The 15,606-nt window shown below is 66.8% G+C and carries 15 protein-coding genes; 6 read left to right on the top strand and 9 right to left on the bottom strand.

Annotated elements, in window-relative coordinates; genetic code table 11:
- Positions 1 to 32: 32 nt before the first annotated feature.
- The 3 genes from OIK44_RS14730 to OIK44_RS14720 form a co-directional block, all read right to left on the bottom strand.
- Positions 33 to 1,118 (bottom strand): RpnC/YadD family protein, encoded by a 1,086-nt coding sequence (locus OIK44_RS14730; protein WP_273671633.1) that lies wholly within the window; start codon positions 1,116 to 1,118, stop codon positions 33 to 35.
- Between the two features lie 101 nt (positions 1,119 to 1,219).
- Complete coding sequence (locus OIK44_RS14725; protein ID WP_273671631.1) at positions 1,220 to 2,452, bottom strand: metal-dependent hydrolase; 1,233 nt, start codon at positions 2,450 to 2,452, stop codon at positions 1,220 to 1,222.
- A gap of 42 nt (positions 2,453 to 2,494) precedes the next feature.
- A complete protein-coding gene (locus OIK44_RS14720; RefSeq protein ID WP_273671630.1) occupies positions 2,495 to 3,142 on the bottom strand; it encodes a DsbA family oxidoreductase in 648 nt (215 codons plus the stop codon).
- Between the two features lie 68 nt (positions 3,143 to 3,210).
- Here OIK44_RS14720 and OIK44_RS14715 point away from each other — a divergent pair, with 68 nt between their 5' ends.
- The 3 genes from OIK44_RS14715 (at position 3,211) to OIK44_RS14705 (ending at position 4,288) form a co-directional block, all read left to right on the top strand.
- On the top strand, positions 3,211 to 3,351 hold the full coding sequence (locus OIK44_RS14715) for a hypothetical protein (protein ID WP_273671628.1): 141 nt from the start codon (positions 3,211 to 3,213) through the stop codon (positions 3,349 to 3,351).
- 185 nt (positions 3,352 to 3,536) lie between these two features.
- On the top strand, positions 3,537 to 3,701 hold the full coding sequence (locus OIK44_RS14710; RefSeq protein WP_273671626.1) for a hypothetical protein: 165 nt from the start codon (positions 3,537 to 3,539) through the stop codon (positions 3,699 to 3,701).
- Entirely contained in the window at positions 3,698 to 4,288 is a 591-nt protein-coding gene (locus OIK44_RS14705) for a hypothetical protein (protein WP_273671625.1), read from the top strand. Before OIK44_RS14710 ends, OIK44_RS14705 begins: the two co-directional genes overlap by 4 nt.
- A gap of 27 nt (positions 4,289 to 4,315) precedes the next feature.
- Here the strand turns inward: OIK44_RS14705 and plsY are convergent, their stop codons facing one another.
- Positions 4,316 to 4,945: a glycerol-3-phosphate 1-O-acyltransferase PlsY gene (plsY, locus tag OIK44_RS14700; RefSeq protein ID WP_273671624.1), complete on the bottom strand. Its 630-nt coding sequence runs from the start codon at positions 4,943 to 4,945 to the stop codon at positions 4,316 to 4,318.
- A gap of 83 nt (positions 4,946 to 5,028) precedes the next feature.
- Positions 5,029 to 5,520 carry a Cys-tRNA(Pro) deacylase gene (ybaK, locus tag OIK44_RS14695; RefSeq protein ID WP_273671622.1) on the bottom strand — a complete coding sequence of 164 codons (492 nt, stop codon included), beginning with the start codon at positions 5,518 to 5,520 and terminating at the stop codon, positions 5,029 to 5,031.
- A 37-nt stretch (positions 5,521 to 5,557) separates the two neighbouring features.
- On the opposite strand from ybaK, the gene OIK44_RS14690 reads away from it, so the two are divergent.
- A complete protein-coding gene (locus OIK44_RS14690) occupies positions 5,558 to 6,541 on the top strand; it encodes an endonuclease/exonuclease/phosphatase family protein (protein ID WP_273671621.1) in 984 nt (327 codons plus the stop codon).
- Positions 6,542 to 6,545: 4 nt separating this feature from the next.
- Here OIK44_RS14690 and OIK44_RS14685 read toward each other — a convergent pair whose 3' ends face one another.
- Entirely contained in the window at positions 6,546 to 8,993 is a 2,448-nt protein-coding gene (locus OIK44_RS14685) for a sensor domain-containing protein (RefSeq protein ID WP_273671620.1), read from the bottom strand.
- Between the two features lie 328 nt (positions 8,994 to 9,321).
- Here OIK44_RS14685 and OIK44_RS14680 point away from each other — a divergent pair, with 328 nt between their 5' ends.
- Both OIK44_RS14680 and OIK44_RS14675 read left to right on the top strand, forming a co-directional pair.
- Entirely contained in the window at positions 9,322 to 10,518 is a 1,197-nt protein-coding gene (locus OIK44_RS14680; RefSeq protein WP_273671619.1) for an efflux RND transporter periplasmic adaptor subunit, read from the top strand.
- A gap of 3 nt (positions 10,519 to 10,521) precedes the next feature.
- Complete coding sequence (locus tag OIK44_RS14675; RefSeq protein WP_273671618.1) at positions 10,522 to 13,641, top strand: efflux RND transporter permease subunit; 3,120 nt, start codon at positions 10,522 to 10,524, stop codon at positions 13,639 to 13,641.
- Between the two features lie 34 nt (positions 13,642 to 13,675).
- On the opposite strand, the gene OIK44_RS14670 is transcribed toward OIK44_RS14675, so the two are convergent.
- The 3 genes from OIK44_RS14670 to OIK44_RS14660 form a co-directional block, all read right to left on the bottom strand.
- The gene (locus OIK44_RS14670; RefSeq protein ID WP_273671617.1) at positions 13,676 to 13,858 is read right to left on the bottom strand and encodes a hypothetical protein; all 183 of its coding nucleotides are present in this window, start codon (positions 13,856 to 13,858) and stop codon (positions 13,676 to 13,678) included.
- 81 nt (positions 13,859 to 13,939) lie between these two features.
- A complete protein-coding gene (gene xerD / locus OIK44_RS14665) occupies positions 13,940 to 14,842 on the bottom strand; it encodes a site-specific tyrosine recombinase XerD (protein ID WP_273671616.1) in 903 nt (300 codons plus the stop codon).
- Positions 14,842 to 15,339, bottom strand: a complete 498-nt coding sequence (locus OIK44_RS14660) for a methylated-DNA--[protein]-cysteine S-methyltransferase (RefSeq protein WP_273671990.1) — start codon at positions 15,337 to 15,339, stop codon at positions 14,842 to 14,844. Before OIK44_RS14660 ends, xerD begins: the two co-directional genes overlap by 1 nt.
- Between the last annotated feature and the right edge of the window lie 267 nt (positions 15,340 to 15,606).

The raw sequence follows: 15,606 nt of genomic DNA, 5'->3' as shown, positions 1-15,606 counted from the left end.
GGCGCGCGGGAGCGATCGCCTTTGGCCGCCGTTTAATGGCGGCGGAAGACCTCGTCCAGGGTGGGCGCATGCAGCAAGGACTTGGCCCAACGGCCCATCTGTTCGTCGCTGGCCATGGCAAGGCGTTCACGCACCTCGTCCGGCAAAGGCCCGAAGCGCTCCTCCATCTGTATGGCAAGAATGCTTTGGCGGCCTTCCTGGCGGGCTTCCTGCCGAACTTCCTGGGGAATCTCCTGCCGCATTTCTTGCCGAATTTCCTGGCGCATTTCTTGCCGAATTTCCTGCCGCATTTCTTGCCGAATTTCCTGGCGAATTTCCTGCTGCATTTCCTGGCGAACTTCCTGGCGAGCTTCCTGCTTGCACTCGTCCAGCAACATACGTTTCAGCATACTCATGTAAGGCATCGCATTACTCCTTTTCATTGCCCGGATGTCGCTCCACAGCCCGCAATCCAACTCGGCCGGCAAACGCATCATCCAGTCTATGACATCGATGAAGTCCATGATACGTTGTTCGTCCCAATTCCGCTGCAACAGCAGCATCGCGAGGCGCCGCTTTTCCGCGCCGCGCCGGCTATGATTTCCCTTGGTTTTGCGCGTCAACAAATGCGCGGCGGTCAGCGTGGCAAAAGGATTGTCGTCTTGCAGCAGGGCGTCGAAGCGCTGCGCATAGTCGCTCAGCTTGGCCACCGGGAAGTCCAGTTGCATCCGGCTGCCCAGCAGGCTGTATCCGAAAGCGCCGGGCTTCCAGCCGGGGCTGGCATCGGCCAGCAAGGCCAGGCTGGCGACAGGCCGGCGGTAGCGGTCCCAGATGCGGTAGTTGTAGGTGAACATGCGTTCGGCGAAGCCGCTCTCCCGTCTGCCCTGCAACTCCAGATGCAACAAGACCCATTGCTGCGCACCGTCGCGCAAAACCACCTGCACCAGTTTGTCGAGCACGCGCTTGCCCAGGGCCGCGCCGCGCGCCAATTGCGCCATTTCCTGCTCAAGGAACACGGGCGCCTGCGACCAGTCGATTTGCGCATGGGCCGCCGGGAAATAGAATGCCATGAACGTGGAAAAATACCGCGTGACGGCATTCTTCCAGGGCGTGTCGTAGTCGTCGGGTGGCGTGGCCATGCGCCAGTGTAGCGGCAGGCCGCCTGGGCCGATGCCGTCTGGCGCAAACGCGCCGGCAATACGGCCCGCTTACCTTTCGTTCACCTTGGATATGGCGCTTCTCATGGCGGCGTCAGCAGGTCCGCGCGCGGAAACGCCCAGCCGGGCACCTGCTGCGGACAATCGCGGTGCGCCGCCTGTTCCAGGTCCAGGGTGCTGAAATTGCCCGTCAAGCCGGCGCCGAAACGCAGGTCGGACGCGGCTGCGCCATCGACCGCCGGGGCGCGGGCGAAGCGCAACCACGCCTCGACATGGCAATTGTCCTGGCGCAGCCGACGCAGCGCCGCCAAGCCGCCGCTGTACTCCAGCTCGATGGCGATGCCCGCCGTCAGCGCGCGGCGCGGCAGCGGCTGCGCCATGCCCGCAGGACACGCGTCCGGCTTCAGCCAGCCTGGAACCAGGCTCAGCACGCCCTTGCGCAGACGGTAGCGGTCGGCGCCCTCATTACGTTCGACGGCGACGAAGCTCCAGCACAGCGGATGCGAGGGGTAAGCCGTCATCGACACGTCGAGCACCTCGCTGGCCGGATCGGCCTGCCGCAGTGCGGCGCGGACGTCGCGCTTGCCCAGCGCCGAGGCGGCGCCCTGCAAGCCGATGAAGCCCAGGCACAAGACGGCGGCCAGCGCCAGCGCGGCGCGGCTGTGGGCACCGGCACGCAGCGCCAGCGCGCCTACGCCGGCGCCGATGGCGAGCAGGGCGGCGACCGCGCCCCATGCGAGGAAGCCGCGCACCGCGAAGAAGCCCAGCGCGCCGCACAGCGCCAGCAACACCAGGGCGCGCAGCGCCGGGCGCGCGATCGCCAGCGCCAGCGGCACGCCGAACGCGGTCCAGAACAGCGGTTCGACGATGAACACCATGTCGCCGTAGAACCAGCGCGCGTCGAGCGGATAGAAGGGGTGGATGCCATAGGAATTCAAGGAGTCCATCAGCAGGTGCAGCAGCAGGCCCAGCACCAGCGCCGCGCCCAGGCCGGCGCGGGCGCTGGCGCTCGTCTTGAGCAGCCGGCGCGCGGCCGGCCACAGCAGCCAGACCAGCGCCAGCAGCAGGAGCGCCTGCGGCAACGCGAACAGCAGCGTGTGGGTGTGGCCGCGGTGGTGCAGCAGATAACCCAGCGGCCGGGGCAGCAGGCGCGTCAAAAACAGGTCGAGGTCCGGCATATTGCTGGCGAACCAGCACGAGAACAGCAGCAGGCGGCGGCGGGTGGTTTGCCGGGCGGCGTCGACTTCCTGCGGCAGGCTACGCTGCAGCAATTCGCCCACGCCCAGGCCGATGACTGAGTGAGAAATATTATCCATCGGCAAATATTACAAGAAAGCGGCCCGCGGCGGGGCCGCCGCTCAGGCGCCGGCGGCGATCTGGCGCAGCGCCTGCTCGAACACGTCGACGCTTTGCCCGCCCGAGATCAGGTGGCGATCGTTGATGATAATCGCCGGCACCGAGTTGATGCCCTGCTCCCGGTAATAGCGCTGGTGCGCGCGCACCTCGTCGGCATAGGCGTCCGTGGCCAGCACCTGGGCGGCGGTGGCGCCGTCCAGGCCGACCTGTTGCGCCAGCCGCAGCAGCACGGCGTGCGCGCCGGGGTTGTCGCCGTGGCTGAAATAAGCTTCGAACAGCGCGTGCTTGAGTTCACGCTGGCGCCCTTCCAGCCCGGCCCAGTGCAGCAGGCGGTGGGCGTCGAAGGTGTTGTAGATGCGCTTGCGCTGGTCCATCTCGAATGCGAAGCCCAGCTCGGCGCCGCGGGCGCGGATCGCCTCGCGCGACTGCGCCATCTGTTCGGGCGTCGATCCATACTTTTCGGCCAAGTGCTCGCCGACGTCCTGGCCCTCGGCGGGCATGCCCGGATTCAGCTCGAACGGTTGGAAATGGATGGCGGCGCTGACCTCGCCGTCAAGGTGTTGCAGCGCCTGCTCCAGCGACCTCAGGCCGATGACGCACCATGGACATGACACGTCGGAAACGAAATCGATTTTCATCGCGGTACTCATCGGCTGACCTTGCTTGGAAAGGCGGCCGCACGGTGCGGCCACGCAGACACCCAGATAGGCCCGCTTTGATGAAAATCAATAGGGTGGTGCTGTACATCGAGGAAATCAGCGGGCAGACATGGCGGCAATCGATGATGACCTTGCTGCTGAACGCCAACAAAGTAGGTCTGGCTGCCCGGCAAAAACAGCTCGCGTTCAGTGCCGATTGATGCCTCCGCCTCCCGCACACTTTACCGACGCGCGCCGTCGATGGTGATCCACACTCGGCTCGCCGCATAGTGGCTGAACAGCCACGAGAACAAAGAGAGCAAAAAATTAAACTAATAAACTGAATAACTTATTGACCGTGGATTTGGTGTTAAGTATTATTTATCCACACCCTAAAGGAATTGAAATGCGCATTACTGCATCATGTTTAATTTTATTTACTTTTTTAAACACAAGCTCCAAGGCCGCTGAGTTTACAAGAGAAAGCCCATCCACCATACATATGGCCGGCGCGATCAGCGACGGGGATTTGCAAAAAATAGAAAAATCTACTCTCCAGCAACCACTTTGATCCGAGTAAAAAGCGGCGGTGGCAATACGGAAGCGGGCATGTTACTCGGAAGGTTTATAAGAGAGAAAAATCTAGACATCCAGGTGGATGAGATTTGTGCTTCCAGCTGTGCCAATTACCTATTTCCCGCGGCAAGAAGAAAAATCATACCAGCCGGGGCGATTCTCGCGCTTCATGGCACAGCTTACACGACCTCTCTTGCCGACGACAAAAGAATGCGGGAAATGCTGCTCGATGCAGGCTTACCATCTTCCGGAATTGAAACGGAAGTGGAAGATTTACGCCTGGCTCTTGCCAAACAAGCCAGGCTTGAACGTCAATTCTCTACGGATCTAAAAATAGCGGCAGCATATTACAGCGACTTTAAGACCGTCGTTGAAAAATCGCAATCGATAATTGCCAAGTTCAACAATAAAGATGCATCGTTATTTTGGTGGCCAAGCACAAAACGACTAACATCATGCTATGGAATCGATAATGTCGAGGATTTCGGGCGACCTCCCGGCATTGGCTCGGATGGCTATTCTTACGCTGCAAAATTTTCGGCACTCATTACCGGCGACGACAATCTGCCGGATTGCCACTGATCGCCCTGAACGGCATACGCGCGCGGACTATTTTTTCGCCGCCTTGCCGGCCTCGTCCTTCTTGGCGCCGATGCGGCTTTCCTTGCCGGCCAATAGCTTGCCGATGTTCGCGCTATGGCGATAGGCCAGCAACGCGCTCATCGCGGTGATGGCGAACAATATCTCGTCGGCGCCGAACAGCAGGCCGTAGTAGAACGGCGCGAACAGCGCCGCCACCAGCGCCGCCAGCGACGAGTAGCGGAAGGCGTAGGCGATTACCAGCCAGGTGACCAGCGTAGCCAGGCCCAGCCAGGGATTGATGCCGAGCAGCACGCCGAGCTCCGTCGCCACGCCCTTGCCGCCGACGAAGCGCGAGTACAGCGGCCACAGGTGGCCGAGGAAGACGGCGATGGTCACCAGCGCGATGGCCAGGTCGCCCACCTGCAACTGCTGCTGGAAGTGGATCGCCAGGAACACGGCCAACCAGCCCTTGGCGCCGTCGCCCAGCAGGGTCAGCACGGCGGCCGCCTTGTTGCCGCTGCGCAGGACATTGGTCGCGCCGGGGTTTTTCGAGCCATAGGTGCGCGGGTCGGCCAGGCCGAACAATTTGCTCGTCACGACGGCAAAGGAAACCGAGCCGAGCAAATACGCGGCCAGCGTCATCAATACTGTATTCATCTGATCCCTCTTGTTTTTTTAATCCGGCCCTATCGGCCGGGGCTGCTGAATATACACCATGGCGTCGGCGCCGGCGCGACTTTTCAGTCGGCCAGCGCGCACTGCACGGGCCGCGCCCCCAGCAGATCGCCCAGCACCTGCGGCGCCAGCCCGACCAGGTAGCCGCGCCGCCCGCCATTGATATAAATCTTTTCCAGCCGCAAAATGCTATCCTCGACGTACACGGGCAGCGCCTTCTTCGTGCCGAACGGCGAGGTGCCGCCGACCTGGTAGCCGGAATGGCGCTGCGCCACCTCCGGCTTGCACGGTTCGATCGACTTGCAGCCGATGGCGCGCGCCAGGTTCTTCGTCGACACCTTGCAATTGCCGTGCATCAGGACGATCAGCGGCTTGGCCGCCTCGTCCTGCATGACGAGGGTCTTGACGACCGCGTATTCGGGCACGCCCAGCTCGCGCGCCGACACGGCGGTGCCGCCGTGCTCCTCGTAGGCGTAGGGGTGCTCGGAAAAGACGACGCCGTGTTTGCGCAGCATCTGCGTCGCCTGCGTCTCGGAGATATGCTCTTTTTTGGCCATGCGTGATACGCTAATCGTTCAATGGGAGTATCGAATTATGCAGCAAGAAATCCGCTTTGCCACCTTCAATGTCTGCAACCTGGCGCCGCCCGGCGCGAAATTGTACGACAACCTGGAGCCGCTCACGGCGGAGCAGTACGCGGCCAAGGTCGACTGGACGGCGCGCCAGCTCGACCAGCTCGACGCCGACGTCGTCGGCCTGCAGGAAATCTTCGCCCCGGCGACGCTGCGCGACGTGCTCGCCCGCAGCCGCCGCTACCGCGACGCCGCCCACGCCTGCGCCCCGGCCGAGCCGGCGGCCGAGCGCCTGACGCCGGGCGTGGCCCTGGTGTCGCGCCTGCCGCTGGCGGCGCCGGCCGCCTTCCACGCCGCCTTCCCCGCCGGCGTGACGATGCCGGCCGGCAGCCGCGACGCCGACCGCTTCGCCCGGCCGCCGCTGCACGCGCAAATCGCCCTGGCCGACGGCCGCGCCCTCGACGTCGTCGTGGTCCATTTGAAATCGCGCCGGCCCGACTACCGCAACGGCGATTGCGGCGACGACCCGCTGGCCGTCGGCATGGCAAATCTGCGCTCGCTGATACGCCGCGGCACCGAGGCCGTCGCGCTGCGCGTGCTGCTGGCCGGCCTGGCGCGCGACGGCGGCCGCCCGCGCGTCGTGCTGGGCGACTTCAACGACGTCGCCGACGCCGTCACGACCAGCATCGTGCTGGGCGCCGGCAATGGCTGCGCGCCCTGCCGCGAGCCGGCCGGGCGCATGTTCGACAGCAACCAGATCCAGTCGCGCCAGGACTACCTGCGCCACGTCGGCTACACCAACATCCACGACGGCCACTACATGACGATCGACCACATCCTCGTGTCGGAGGAGTTCAACCCGGCCTCGCGCTACGCCATCGGCGAGGTGCTCGACGTCACCTATCTGAACGACCACCTGCTGCAGGCGCTGCCGCAAGCCTCCGACCACGGCCAGGTGCTGGCGCGCATCCGCCTGTACGGCGCGCGCGACGCCGCCACGGCATAGGGCACTAGGGCAGCAGCTTGCCCAGCTCGGTCGCCAGCACCGCCGCGCTGGCGTAGAAGCCCTGGTACTGGTCGCAGCCCTGGGCGCGCAGGAAGGCCAGTTGCTCGGCCGTCTCCACCCCTTCCGCGATCACCAGCAGCTGCAAGCCCTTGGCCATGGCGATGATGGTCGTGACGACGGCCGCCTCGCCCGGGTCGGCGCGCATCGCGCCGAGGAAGGACTGGTCGATCTTCAGCTTGTCGATCGGGTAGTTGCGCAGCTGGCCCAGGCGCGAATAGCCGGTGCCGAAGTCGTCTATGGTCAGCTTGACGCCGAGCCGGCGCAGCGCCGCCAGCATGTCGGCGACGTTGGCGCCGCCCCTCATCAGCACCGCCTCGGTGATTTCCAGCTCCAGCAGCGGCGCCGCCAGCCCGCTCTGGCGCAGCGCGTCGGCGACGCTGGCCGGCAGGCTTTTCTGCATGAACTGGGCGGCCGACAGGTTCACCGCCACCACCAGCGGGTGGCCGGCGTCGTGCCACAGGCGCGCCTGGGCGCAGGCGCGCCGCAGCACCCAGTCGCCGATCGGCAGCATCAGCCCGCACTCCTCGGCCACGCCGATGAAGCGCTCCGGCCGCAGCAGGCCCAGTTGCGGATGCTGCCAGCGTATCAGCGCCTCGGCGCCGACCATGGCGCCGCTGGCGACGTCGATCTCGGGCTGGTATTCGAGGATGAATTCGCCGCGCCCGAGCGCCTGGCGCAGGCCGTTCTCGAAGCCGACGCGCTCGACGATCTGGGCGTTCATCTCGGCGTTGAAGAACTGGAAGCTGTTGCGCCCGCCCTCCTTGGCGTGGTACATGGCGATGTCGGCGTTCTTCACCAGCGTGTCGATGTCGGCGCCGTCGCTGGGAAAGACGCTGATGCCGATCGACGTCGAGACGCACACCTCATGGCCGCCGATCTGGTAGGGCTGGGTCACGGCCTGCAGCACGCTGGCGGCGACGTGCGCGGCCTGGTCGATGCCGCCGATGTCGGCCAGGATGATGACGAATTCGTCGCCGCCCTGGCGGCTGACGGTGTCGACGCCGCGCACGCACTTGATCAGGCGCCGCGCCACCTCCTTGAGCAGCAGGTCGCCGGCCGGGTGGCCCAGCGTGTCGTTGATGTTCTTGAAGTGGTCGAGGTCGAGGAACAGGATGGCCAGCATGCTGCGCTTGCGCCGCGCCGCCACCAGCGCCAGGCTGAGGCGGTCGAGCAGCAGCACGCGGTTCGGCAGGTCCGTCAGAAAATCGTGCTCGGCCAGGTGGCGCGTGTGCGCCTCGGCCTTCTTGCGCTCGCTGATGTCGGACAGGATGCCCATGTAGTTGCTGACGGCGCCCTCGCTGTCGCGGATCGCCGTCAGCGACAGCCAGGCCGGGTACAGCGCGCCGCTCTTGCGCTGGCCCTCGGTTTCCCCCTGCCAGTGGCCGGCCGCCGCCAGGGCGGCCCAGACCTGCTCGGACAGGGCGTCGGCGCCGCCGCGCTGCACGCTGAACGGCCGCCCCACCATGTCGGACGGGGCGTAGCCGGTGATGTCGGCGTAGGCGCGGTTGACGGCCACCACGCGCCGCCCGGCGTCCATGACGAGGATGGCTTCGCGGGCGTTCTCGAACACCTGGGCCGCCAGATGCAGCGAGCGCTCGGCCGCCTTGCGCGCCGAGATGTCGCGGATCACCGCGTAGAACAGGTACTCGTGGTCGAAGGTGATCGAGGTCAGCAGCACCTCGGCCCAGAACGGCGCGCCGTCGCAGCCCAGGTAGGACCAGTCGTAGCGGCAGTTGCCGGCCGCGTGGGCGCGCTCGGCGAAGCGGGCGTTCTGCGGCGCCGAGGCGCTCCCGTCGGGCTGGCGCGGCGGCGAAAAATCGTCCAGCGCCCGCCCCGTCATGCGCGCCCCGTCGCCGCAGCGGAACAGGGCGACGGCGGCCGGGTTGACGTCGACGATGCGCTGCTCGCGCAGCAGCACGATGGCGTCGGACGACTTCTCGAACAACTGGCGGAAATTGCCGCCGGCCGCGCGCAGCGCGTCCTCCGCCAGCTTGCGCGCCGTGACGTCGATTTCCATGCAAAACACTTGCTGCAAATGGCCGGCGCGGAACACGGGAAACAGGCTGGCGTAGATCCAGCGCACGCGCCCGTCGGCGCCGCGCACCTGCCAGTCGCGCGCCGGCTGCGCCTGGCCGCTGCGCCAGACCTGCTCGACGGCGGCGGCGAACTCGGCCTCCTGCGCGCCGGGCGCGGCCAGCGCGGCCGCGCCGGCGTACCGGGCGGCGCCGCCGTCGCTCCAGAAGCGCACGATGCCGCTGCGGTCGACGCTGCGCACGGCCAGCAGCGGGCTGCGTTCGAGCGCCGTGACCAATTCGCTCAGCAAGGCCAGCGCGTCCTGCGCCGGCCCGGCGGCGGCGGGCGGCGCGGCCGGCCCAGAGATCAATTCAGACACCAGACACCCCCGCCCCTAGCGGCCGCCGCGGCCGGAAAAGCCGGCCGCGCAGCGTGTCCAGCCATTCTTGCCCGGCCGCCAAACCACCCCTTGAGCGCCGTCAACGATGTCTGCAACAGCCCCTTTCCCGCCTCATTTCCTGCCATCCTGCAACGAACACGGCGCCGGCGCCGCCCGGCGGTGCCGGACCGCGACGCCGTTTATGCATTTCAAGCGCGTCTAACGGCAGTTTGTCGCATTCCGCTGGCCGGCGCGCCGGCCCATCCGTACAGTGCGAACATCGCGCAACGCCGCCGCCGCGCCAACCCCATGCCGGAAGAAGTCCACCATGACAGCCTACAACCCGCCCCCCTCCCCCGCCCAGCCGGCCGCGTCCGGAAAACGCTGGCGCGCCCCCGTGCTCGGCCTGGCGGCGCTGGCCCTGGCCGGCGGCGGCTGGGCCCTGCTGCGCCCCGCCGCCAAGCCGGCCGCCGAGGAACACCAGGGACCGCCCAAGGTCGACGTCTACGAGCTGGCGCGCGGCGACGTCGCCGCCATCGGCGCGCGCGCGCTGAGCCTGACCCTGCCGCTGTCGGGCGCGCTGGCGCCGCTGCGCCAAGCCACCGTCAAGGCCAAGGCTTCCGGCCAGGTGCAGGAGGCGGCGCCGCAGGAGGGCACGGCCGTGGCCGCCGGCCAGGTGCTGGCCCGCCTCGACGCGGCCGAGCCGCGCGCGCGCCTGACCCAGCAGCAGGCCGCCCTCGACGAGGCCCAGGCCCGCCTGGCGATGGCCGGCAAGAACGAGGCCAACAACCTGGCCCTGCTGAAACAGAAATACATTTCGCAGACAGCCTACGACACGACGCAGAACTCGGTCGAGCTGGCGCGCGCCAGCGTCAAGGCGGCCGCCGCCCAGGTCGAGCTGGCGCGCATCGCGCTGGCCGACAGCGTCGTGCGCGCGCCGCTGGCCGGCGTGGTCAGCAAGCGCCACGTCCAGGCCGGCGAAAAACTGGCCCCCGACATGCCCGTCTACACCATCGTCGACCTGTCGCGCATGACGCTGGAGGCGCAGGTGCCGGCCGCCGAAATCCCCCGCGTCATGGTGGGCCAGGACGTGCGCTTCAAGGTCGACGGCTTCCCCGGCCGCGACTTCGCCGGCAAGGTGGCGCGCATCAACCCCAGCGCCGAGGCCGGCTCGCGCGCCATGCTCGTCTATGTGGCCGTCGACAACGCCGACGGCGCCCTGCGCGCCGGCATGTTCGCCAAGGGCAGCCTGACGACGCAGCGCTCGGCCGTGGCGCCGCTGGTGCCGCTGGCGGCGCTGCGCGGCGACGCCCGCGCGCCGCTGGTCTACACGATAGAGCACGGCAAGGTGGTGGCCCGGCCGGTCACGCTGGGCTTGCGCAACGAGGACGAGGGTTACGCCGAGGTCAGCGCCGGCCTGGCCAGCGGCGCCAGCGTCATCGTCGCCCGCCTCGACGGCGTCAAACCCGGCCACCGCGTCAAGGTCGGCGGCGCCGCGCCGGCCGCGCTGGCGCGCAAGGACTGAGCCATGTGGATCACCAACACCAGCATCCGCCACCCCGTCTTCGCGACGATGGTCATGACCGCCCTGGTCGTGCTCGGCATTTTCTCCTACCGGGGCCTGGGCGTCGAAAGCATGCCCAACGTGCAACTGCCCTACGCCTGGATCGAGGTCAACTATCCGGGCGCCTCGCCCGAGGCCGTCGAGAACGACATCACCCGGCCCATCGAGAACATCATCAACACCGTCAGCGGCGTCAAGACGCTGAAGGCCAACTCCTGGGAGGGCCGGGCCGGCCTCTCCGTGGAATTCGAGCTGTCCACGCCGATGGACAAGGCCATGCAGGAATTGCGCGACAAGGTCGCGCTGGTGCGGCCGCAGTTTCCCAAGGAGGCCAAGGACCCCTTCATCGCCCGCGCCGAGGGCGACAATGAGCGCCCCATCGTCGAGCTGGTGCTGACCTCGGAGCGCCGCAGCCTGCGCGAGCTGTCCACGCTCAGCGAGCAAGTCATCACCAAACGCTTCCAGGGCGTGGCCGGGGTCGGCCAGGTCAAGGCCAGCGGCACGTCGACGCGGCAGGTGCTGATCAGCCTGCGCCCCACCGACATGAACGCCCAGGGCATCGGCGTCGACGAGGTGGTGCGGGCGATCCAGAGCACCAACCAGAACCTGCCGGCCGGCAACATCAGCTTCGCCGACCGCGAGCAACTGGTGCGCGTCGAAGGCAAGATCAAGGATGCCCGCGGCTTCGGCCGCATCATCGTCGCGCGCCGCGCCAACGGCGTCGTCTACCTGGAGCAGGTCGCCGACGTCGTCGACGGCGAGCGCGAGCAGACCTCGATCTCGCGCATCAACGGCCACAGCGGCATCACGCTCGACATCACCAAGGTGCAGGACGCCAACGTCGTCGAAGTGGGCAACGGCATCGCCCGCGTCCTCGCCGAGCTGCAGAAGACGCTGCCGGCCGACATCCGCATGCGCATCGTCGACGACGAGTCGAAGCGCGTGCAAAGCCAGCTCGACAACGTCAAGAAAACCATCGTCGAGGGCGCGCTGCTGACGATGCTGATCGTCTTCCTGTTCCTGCACTCGTGGCGCAGCACCATCATCACCGGCCTGACGCTGCCGATCTCCGTGCTGGCCAGCTTCATCGCCATGAAGGCCTTCGGCTTCACGCTGAACTTCCTGACCCTGATGGCGCTGTCGCTGTGCATCGGCCTGCTGATCGACGACGCCATCGTGGTGCGCGAAAACATCGTGCGCCACCTCGGCATGGGCAAGAACCACCACAAGGCGGCCAGCGACGGCACCAATGAAATCGGCCTGGCCGTGATGGCGACGACCTTCGCCATCGTCGCCGTGTTCGTGCCGGTGGCCTTCATGAAGGGCATGATAGGCCGCTTCTTCCTGCAGTTCGGCATCACCGTCGCCGTCGCCGTGCTGGTGTCGCTGTTTGTCAGCTTCACGCTCGACCCGATGCTCTCGTCCGTGTGGCGCGACCCCGTCAAGGACCGCTTCAAGTATGTGCCGTGGCTGGGCCGGCTGATGGAAAAGATCGAGCGCGGCATCGACGCCCTGCACGGCGGCTACGGCCGGGTGCTGGAACTGGCGCTGCGCTGGCGCAAGGCGACGCTGGCCTCGGCCCTCGCGCTGTTCGCCGCCAGCCTGATGCTGCTGCCGATGGTGGGCGGCGAAATGATGCCCGAGACGGACGAGGGCTGGGTCAGCCTGCACTTCAAGACGGCCGTCGGCTCCAGCCTCGACTACACCGACAGCAAGGTGCGCCAGGTCGAGGAGGCGCTGCGCGCCTTCCCCGAGATCGACAGCGTGATCGCCAACGTCGGCACCTACGACGGGCGCAACACGGCGCGCGTCGACCTGAAGCTGAGCGACGTCCACAAGACGCACAGGCGGCCGCAAAAGGAGCTGGAAAAACTGATACGCGAGCGCCTGCTGCCGATCGCCGGCATCACCCTGTCCATAGGCGGCGGCGACAAGCCTATCTTCATCGCCATCCTCGGCACCGACGAGGGCAAGCTGGACCAGGTGGCGCACCGGCTGATGGACAAGATGCGGCCGATCAAGGGCTTGACCGACCTCGAATACAGCCAGGAAGGCGCCAACCCGTCGACCATGCTGAAGATCAACAACGAACTGGCCAGCGACCTGGGCCTGTCGGTGGCGCAGATCGGCAACGCGCTGCGGCCCTTCGTCGCCGGCGACACGGTCAGCCACTGGCTGGCCGGCGACGGCCAGAACTACGACGTCAACGTGCAACTGCCCAAGGCGGGCCGGCAAAAGGTCGCCGACCTGGGCGAGCTGTCGCTGGCGTCCAGCAAGACCGGGCCGGACGGCACGCCCCTGATGGTGCCGCTGCGCCAGGTGGTCGAATTCGTCCCCTCGTCCAGCCCGCAGGTGCTGAAGCGCCAGGCGCTGCAGCGCCGCGTGGCGATCTACGCCGGGGTGCAGGGCCGGCCCATCGGCGACGTCGACGGCGACGTCAAGAAAGTCATGGACGCCATCGAACTGCCGGACGGCGTGCGCTTCGACGTCGGCGGCCAGGCCAAGGAGATGCAGGAAACCCTGTCCGGCGCCGCCACCGCGCTGGGCATCGCCGTCATCTTCATCTACCTGGTGCTGGCCTCGCAGTTCGGCAGCTTCCTGCAGCCGATCGCCATCATGGTGTCGCTGCCGCTGTCGATGATAGGCGTGCTGGCGGCGCTGCTGGCGACGGGCAGCACGCTGAACATTTTCTCGGTGATCGGCATCATCATGCTGATGGGCCTGGTGACGAAGAATGCGATTTTGCTGGTCGACTTCACCAACCACGCCCAGCGCGACGGGCGCAGCCAGCACGACGCCATCCTGGAGGCGGGCCAGGTGCGGCTGCGGCCCATCCTGATGACGACGCTGGCGATGATCTTCGGCATGCTGCCGATGGCCATCGGCGCCGGCGACGGCGGCCAGATGCAGGCGCCCATGGGACGGGCCGTGATCGGCGGCGTCATCACCTCGACGCTGCTGACGCTGGTGGTGGTGCCGGTCGCCTACACCTATCTGGACAACCTGGGCAAGCGCGCCGCGCGCTTCTTCGGCGGCAAGGACGGGCACGCGCCGGAAGAGCAACAGGCCGCCGACGTGGCCTGAGCGATGTGACGGCGGGGGATGGCCCCCCGCCGGTTTACTCGGGCTGGGCCGGCGTCTCGTCCGCCTCGCCCGCCTCGCCTTCAGCCTCGCCCGCCGCCTCGTCGGCCGGCTTCGGATTGTTCTTCGCTTCCAGCTTGCGCCTGGCTTTTTCCTCGGCTTTCTTCTTCTTTTCTAACTCTTTTTGCCGTTTTTCATATTGGAAATTTGTCTTTGCCATTTACTACCTCTATTAAATTTGGATGATGCAAGCGTGTGCATAGCGCACATTATGACGCAGATATGACAAATGCAAATTTTTTCAGCCGCGGGGATGATGTTGCGCATGCAGCTGTTTCAGCCGTTCGCGCGCCACGTGGGTGTAGATTTGCGTCGTCGAAATGTCCGAGTGCCCCAGCAGCAGTTGCACGACGCGCAGGTCGGCGCCGTGGTTCAGCAGGTGGGTGGCGAAGGCGTGGCGCAGCGTGTGCGGCGACAGCGGCGCCGTGATGCCGGCCTTCAGCGCGTGCTTCTTGATCAAGACCCAGAACATCTGCCGCGTCATCGCCCCGCCGCGCGCCGTGACGAACAGGGCGTCGTCGACCTGGCCGTCGAGGATGACGCCGCGGGCCTCGCGCAGATAGCGCTCGATCCACTGCCGCGCCTGCGCGCCGAAGGGCACCAGGCGCGTCTTGCCGCCCTTGCCGGTGATGCGCAGCACGCCGTCGTTCAAGCTCATCTCGACCGATTTCAGCGCCACCAGCTCGGACACGCGCAGGCCGCTGGCGTACAGCAATTCGAGCATCGTGCGCTCGCGCAGGCCGAGCGGCGTGGCGACGTCGGGCGCGGCCAGCAGCGCCTCCACCTGGGCCTCGCTGAGCGTGTGGACGAAGCGGGTCGGCTGGCGCGCCGACGCCAGGTTCAGGCAGGGGTCGGCGTCGATCTGCTTTTGCCGCAGCGCCAGCTGGTAAAAGCGCTTGAGCACCGACAGGCGCCGGTTCGACGAGCTGGCCTTGGTGTCGTCCTGGCGCGCGGCGAAATAGTCGGCGATGTCGGCGCCGCCGACGCCGAGCAGGCCGGCCACGGCCGGCCGCGCCACGTCGAGCCAGCGGGCGAACAGGCGCAGGTCGCGGCGGTAGGCGTCCAGCGAGTTCTTCGACAGGCCGTCCTCCAGCCACAGGCTGTCGCAGAAGGCGTCGATCAGCGCGCCGTTGTGCTGCGCCATCAGTAGGCCGCCACGCCTTCGTGGTCCAGCAGCCAGCGTTTGACGCCGAGGTGGAAGCCGGCCGCGTCGGCGTGGTTGGCGAAGCCGCCCAGTCCGCCCGCCGCCGTCACCCGGTGGCAGGGTACGACCAGGGGATACCAGTTGGCGCCGCAGGCCTGGCCGACGGCGCGCGCGGCCGAGCCGATGTGCCTGGCGACCTGGCCGTAGGTGCGCACCTGGCCGCGCGGGATCGCCGCGATCGCGTCCCAGACGCGCTGCTGGAAGGCGCTGCCGGCCGGCGCCAGCGGCAGGTCGAAGCGGAAGTCCGCATCGCGGCAGTAGCGGACGATCTGCTCGGCCGCCAGCGCGGCCACCGCGTCGGCCGCGTCCTTCTCGGCGAAGTGCGGCGGCAGATAGACCAGCTCGCGCAGCAGCCCGGCCTCGCTGCGGATGCCGACGGCGCCGAACGGCACGGCGACGATGGCCGTAAAGAATTCGCTGCCCTGTTGTTTTTTCATCACGCCAGTTTACTCCTTTATCACAAAACCGCGGCGTCGCGCGCGCGCAACGGACGCGCCAAAACGGCGGACGAAAAAAAACGCACCTTGCGGTGCGTTTCAAATCCAGCCCACGTTCCCGACTGTTTGGGACCCGCCGTAGCATGCTTGTGGCAGCTTGCAGCGATGACTCCAACAGCATTCTGTGAAACGTGTGTCTCCCTCAATATATCCTCGGTATCGATACCGTTCTTATAGACACTCCCCACCAACCGTCATACCTGTCCT

This window comes from Janthinobacterium fluminis (assembly GCF_028595325.1).
In the GTDB taxonomy this organism is placed as follows: Bacteria; Pseudomonadota; Gammaproteobacteria; order Burkholderiales; family Burkholderiaceae_D; genus Janthinobacterium; species Janthinobacterium fluminis.
Note: the sequence above shows the minus strand (reverse complement) of the source record. Positions and strands in the feature narration are given on the sequence as shown.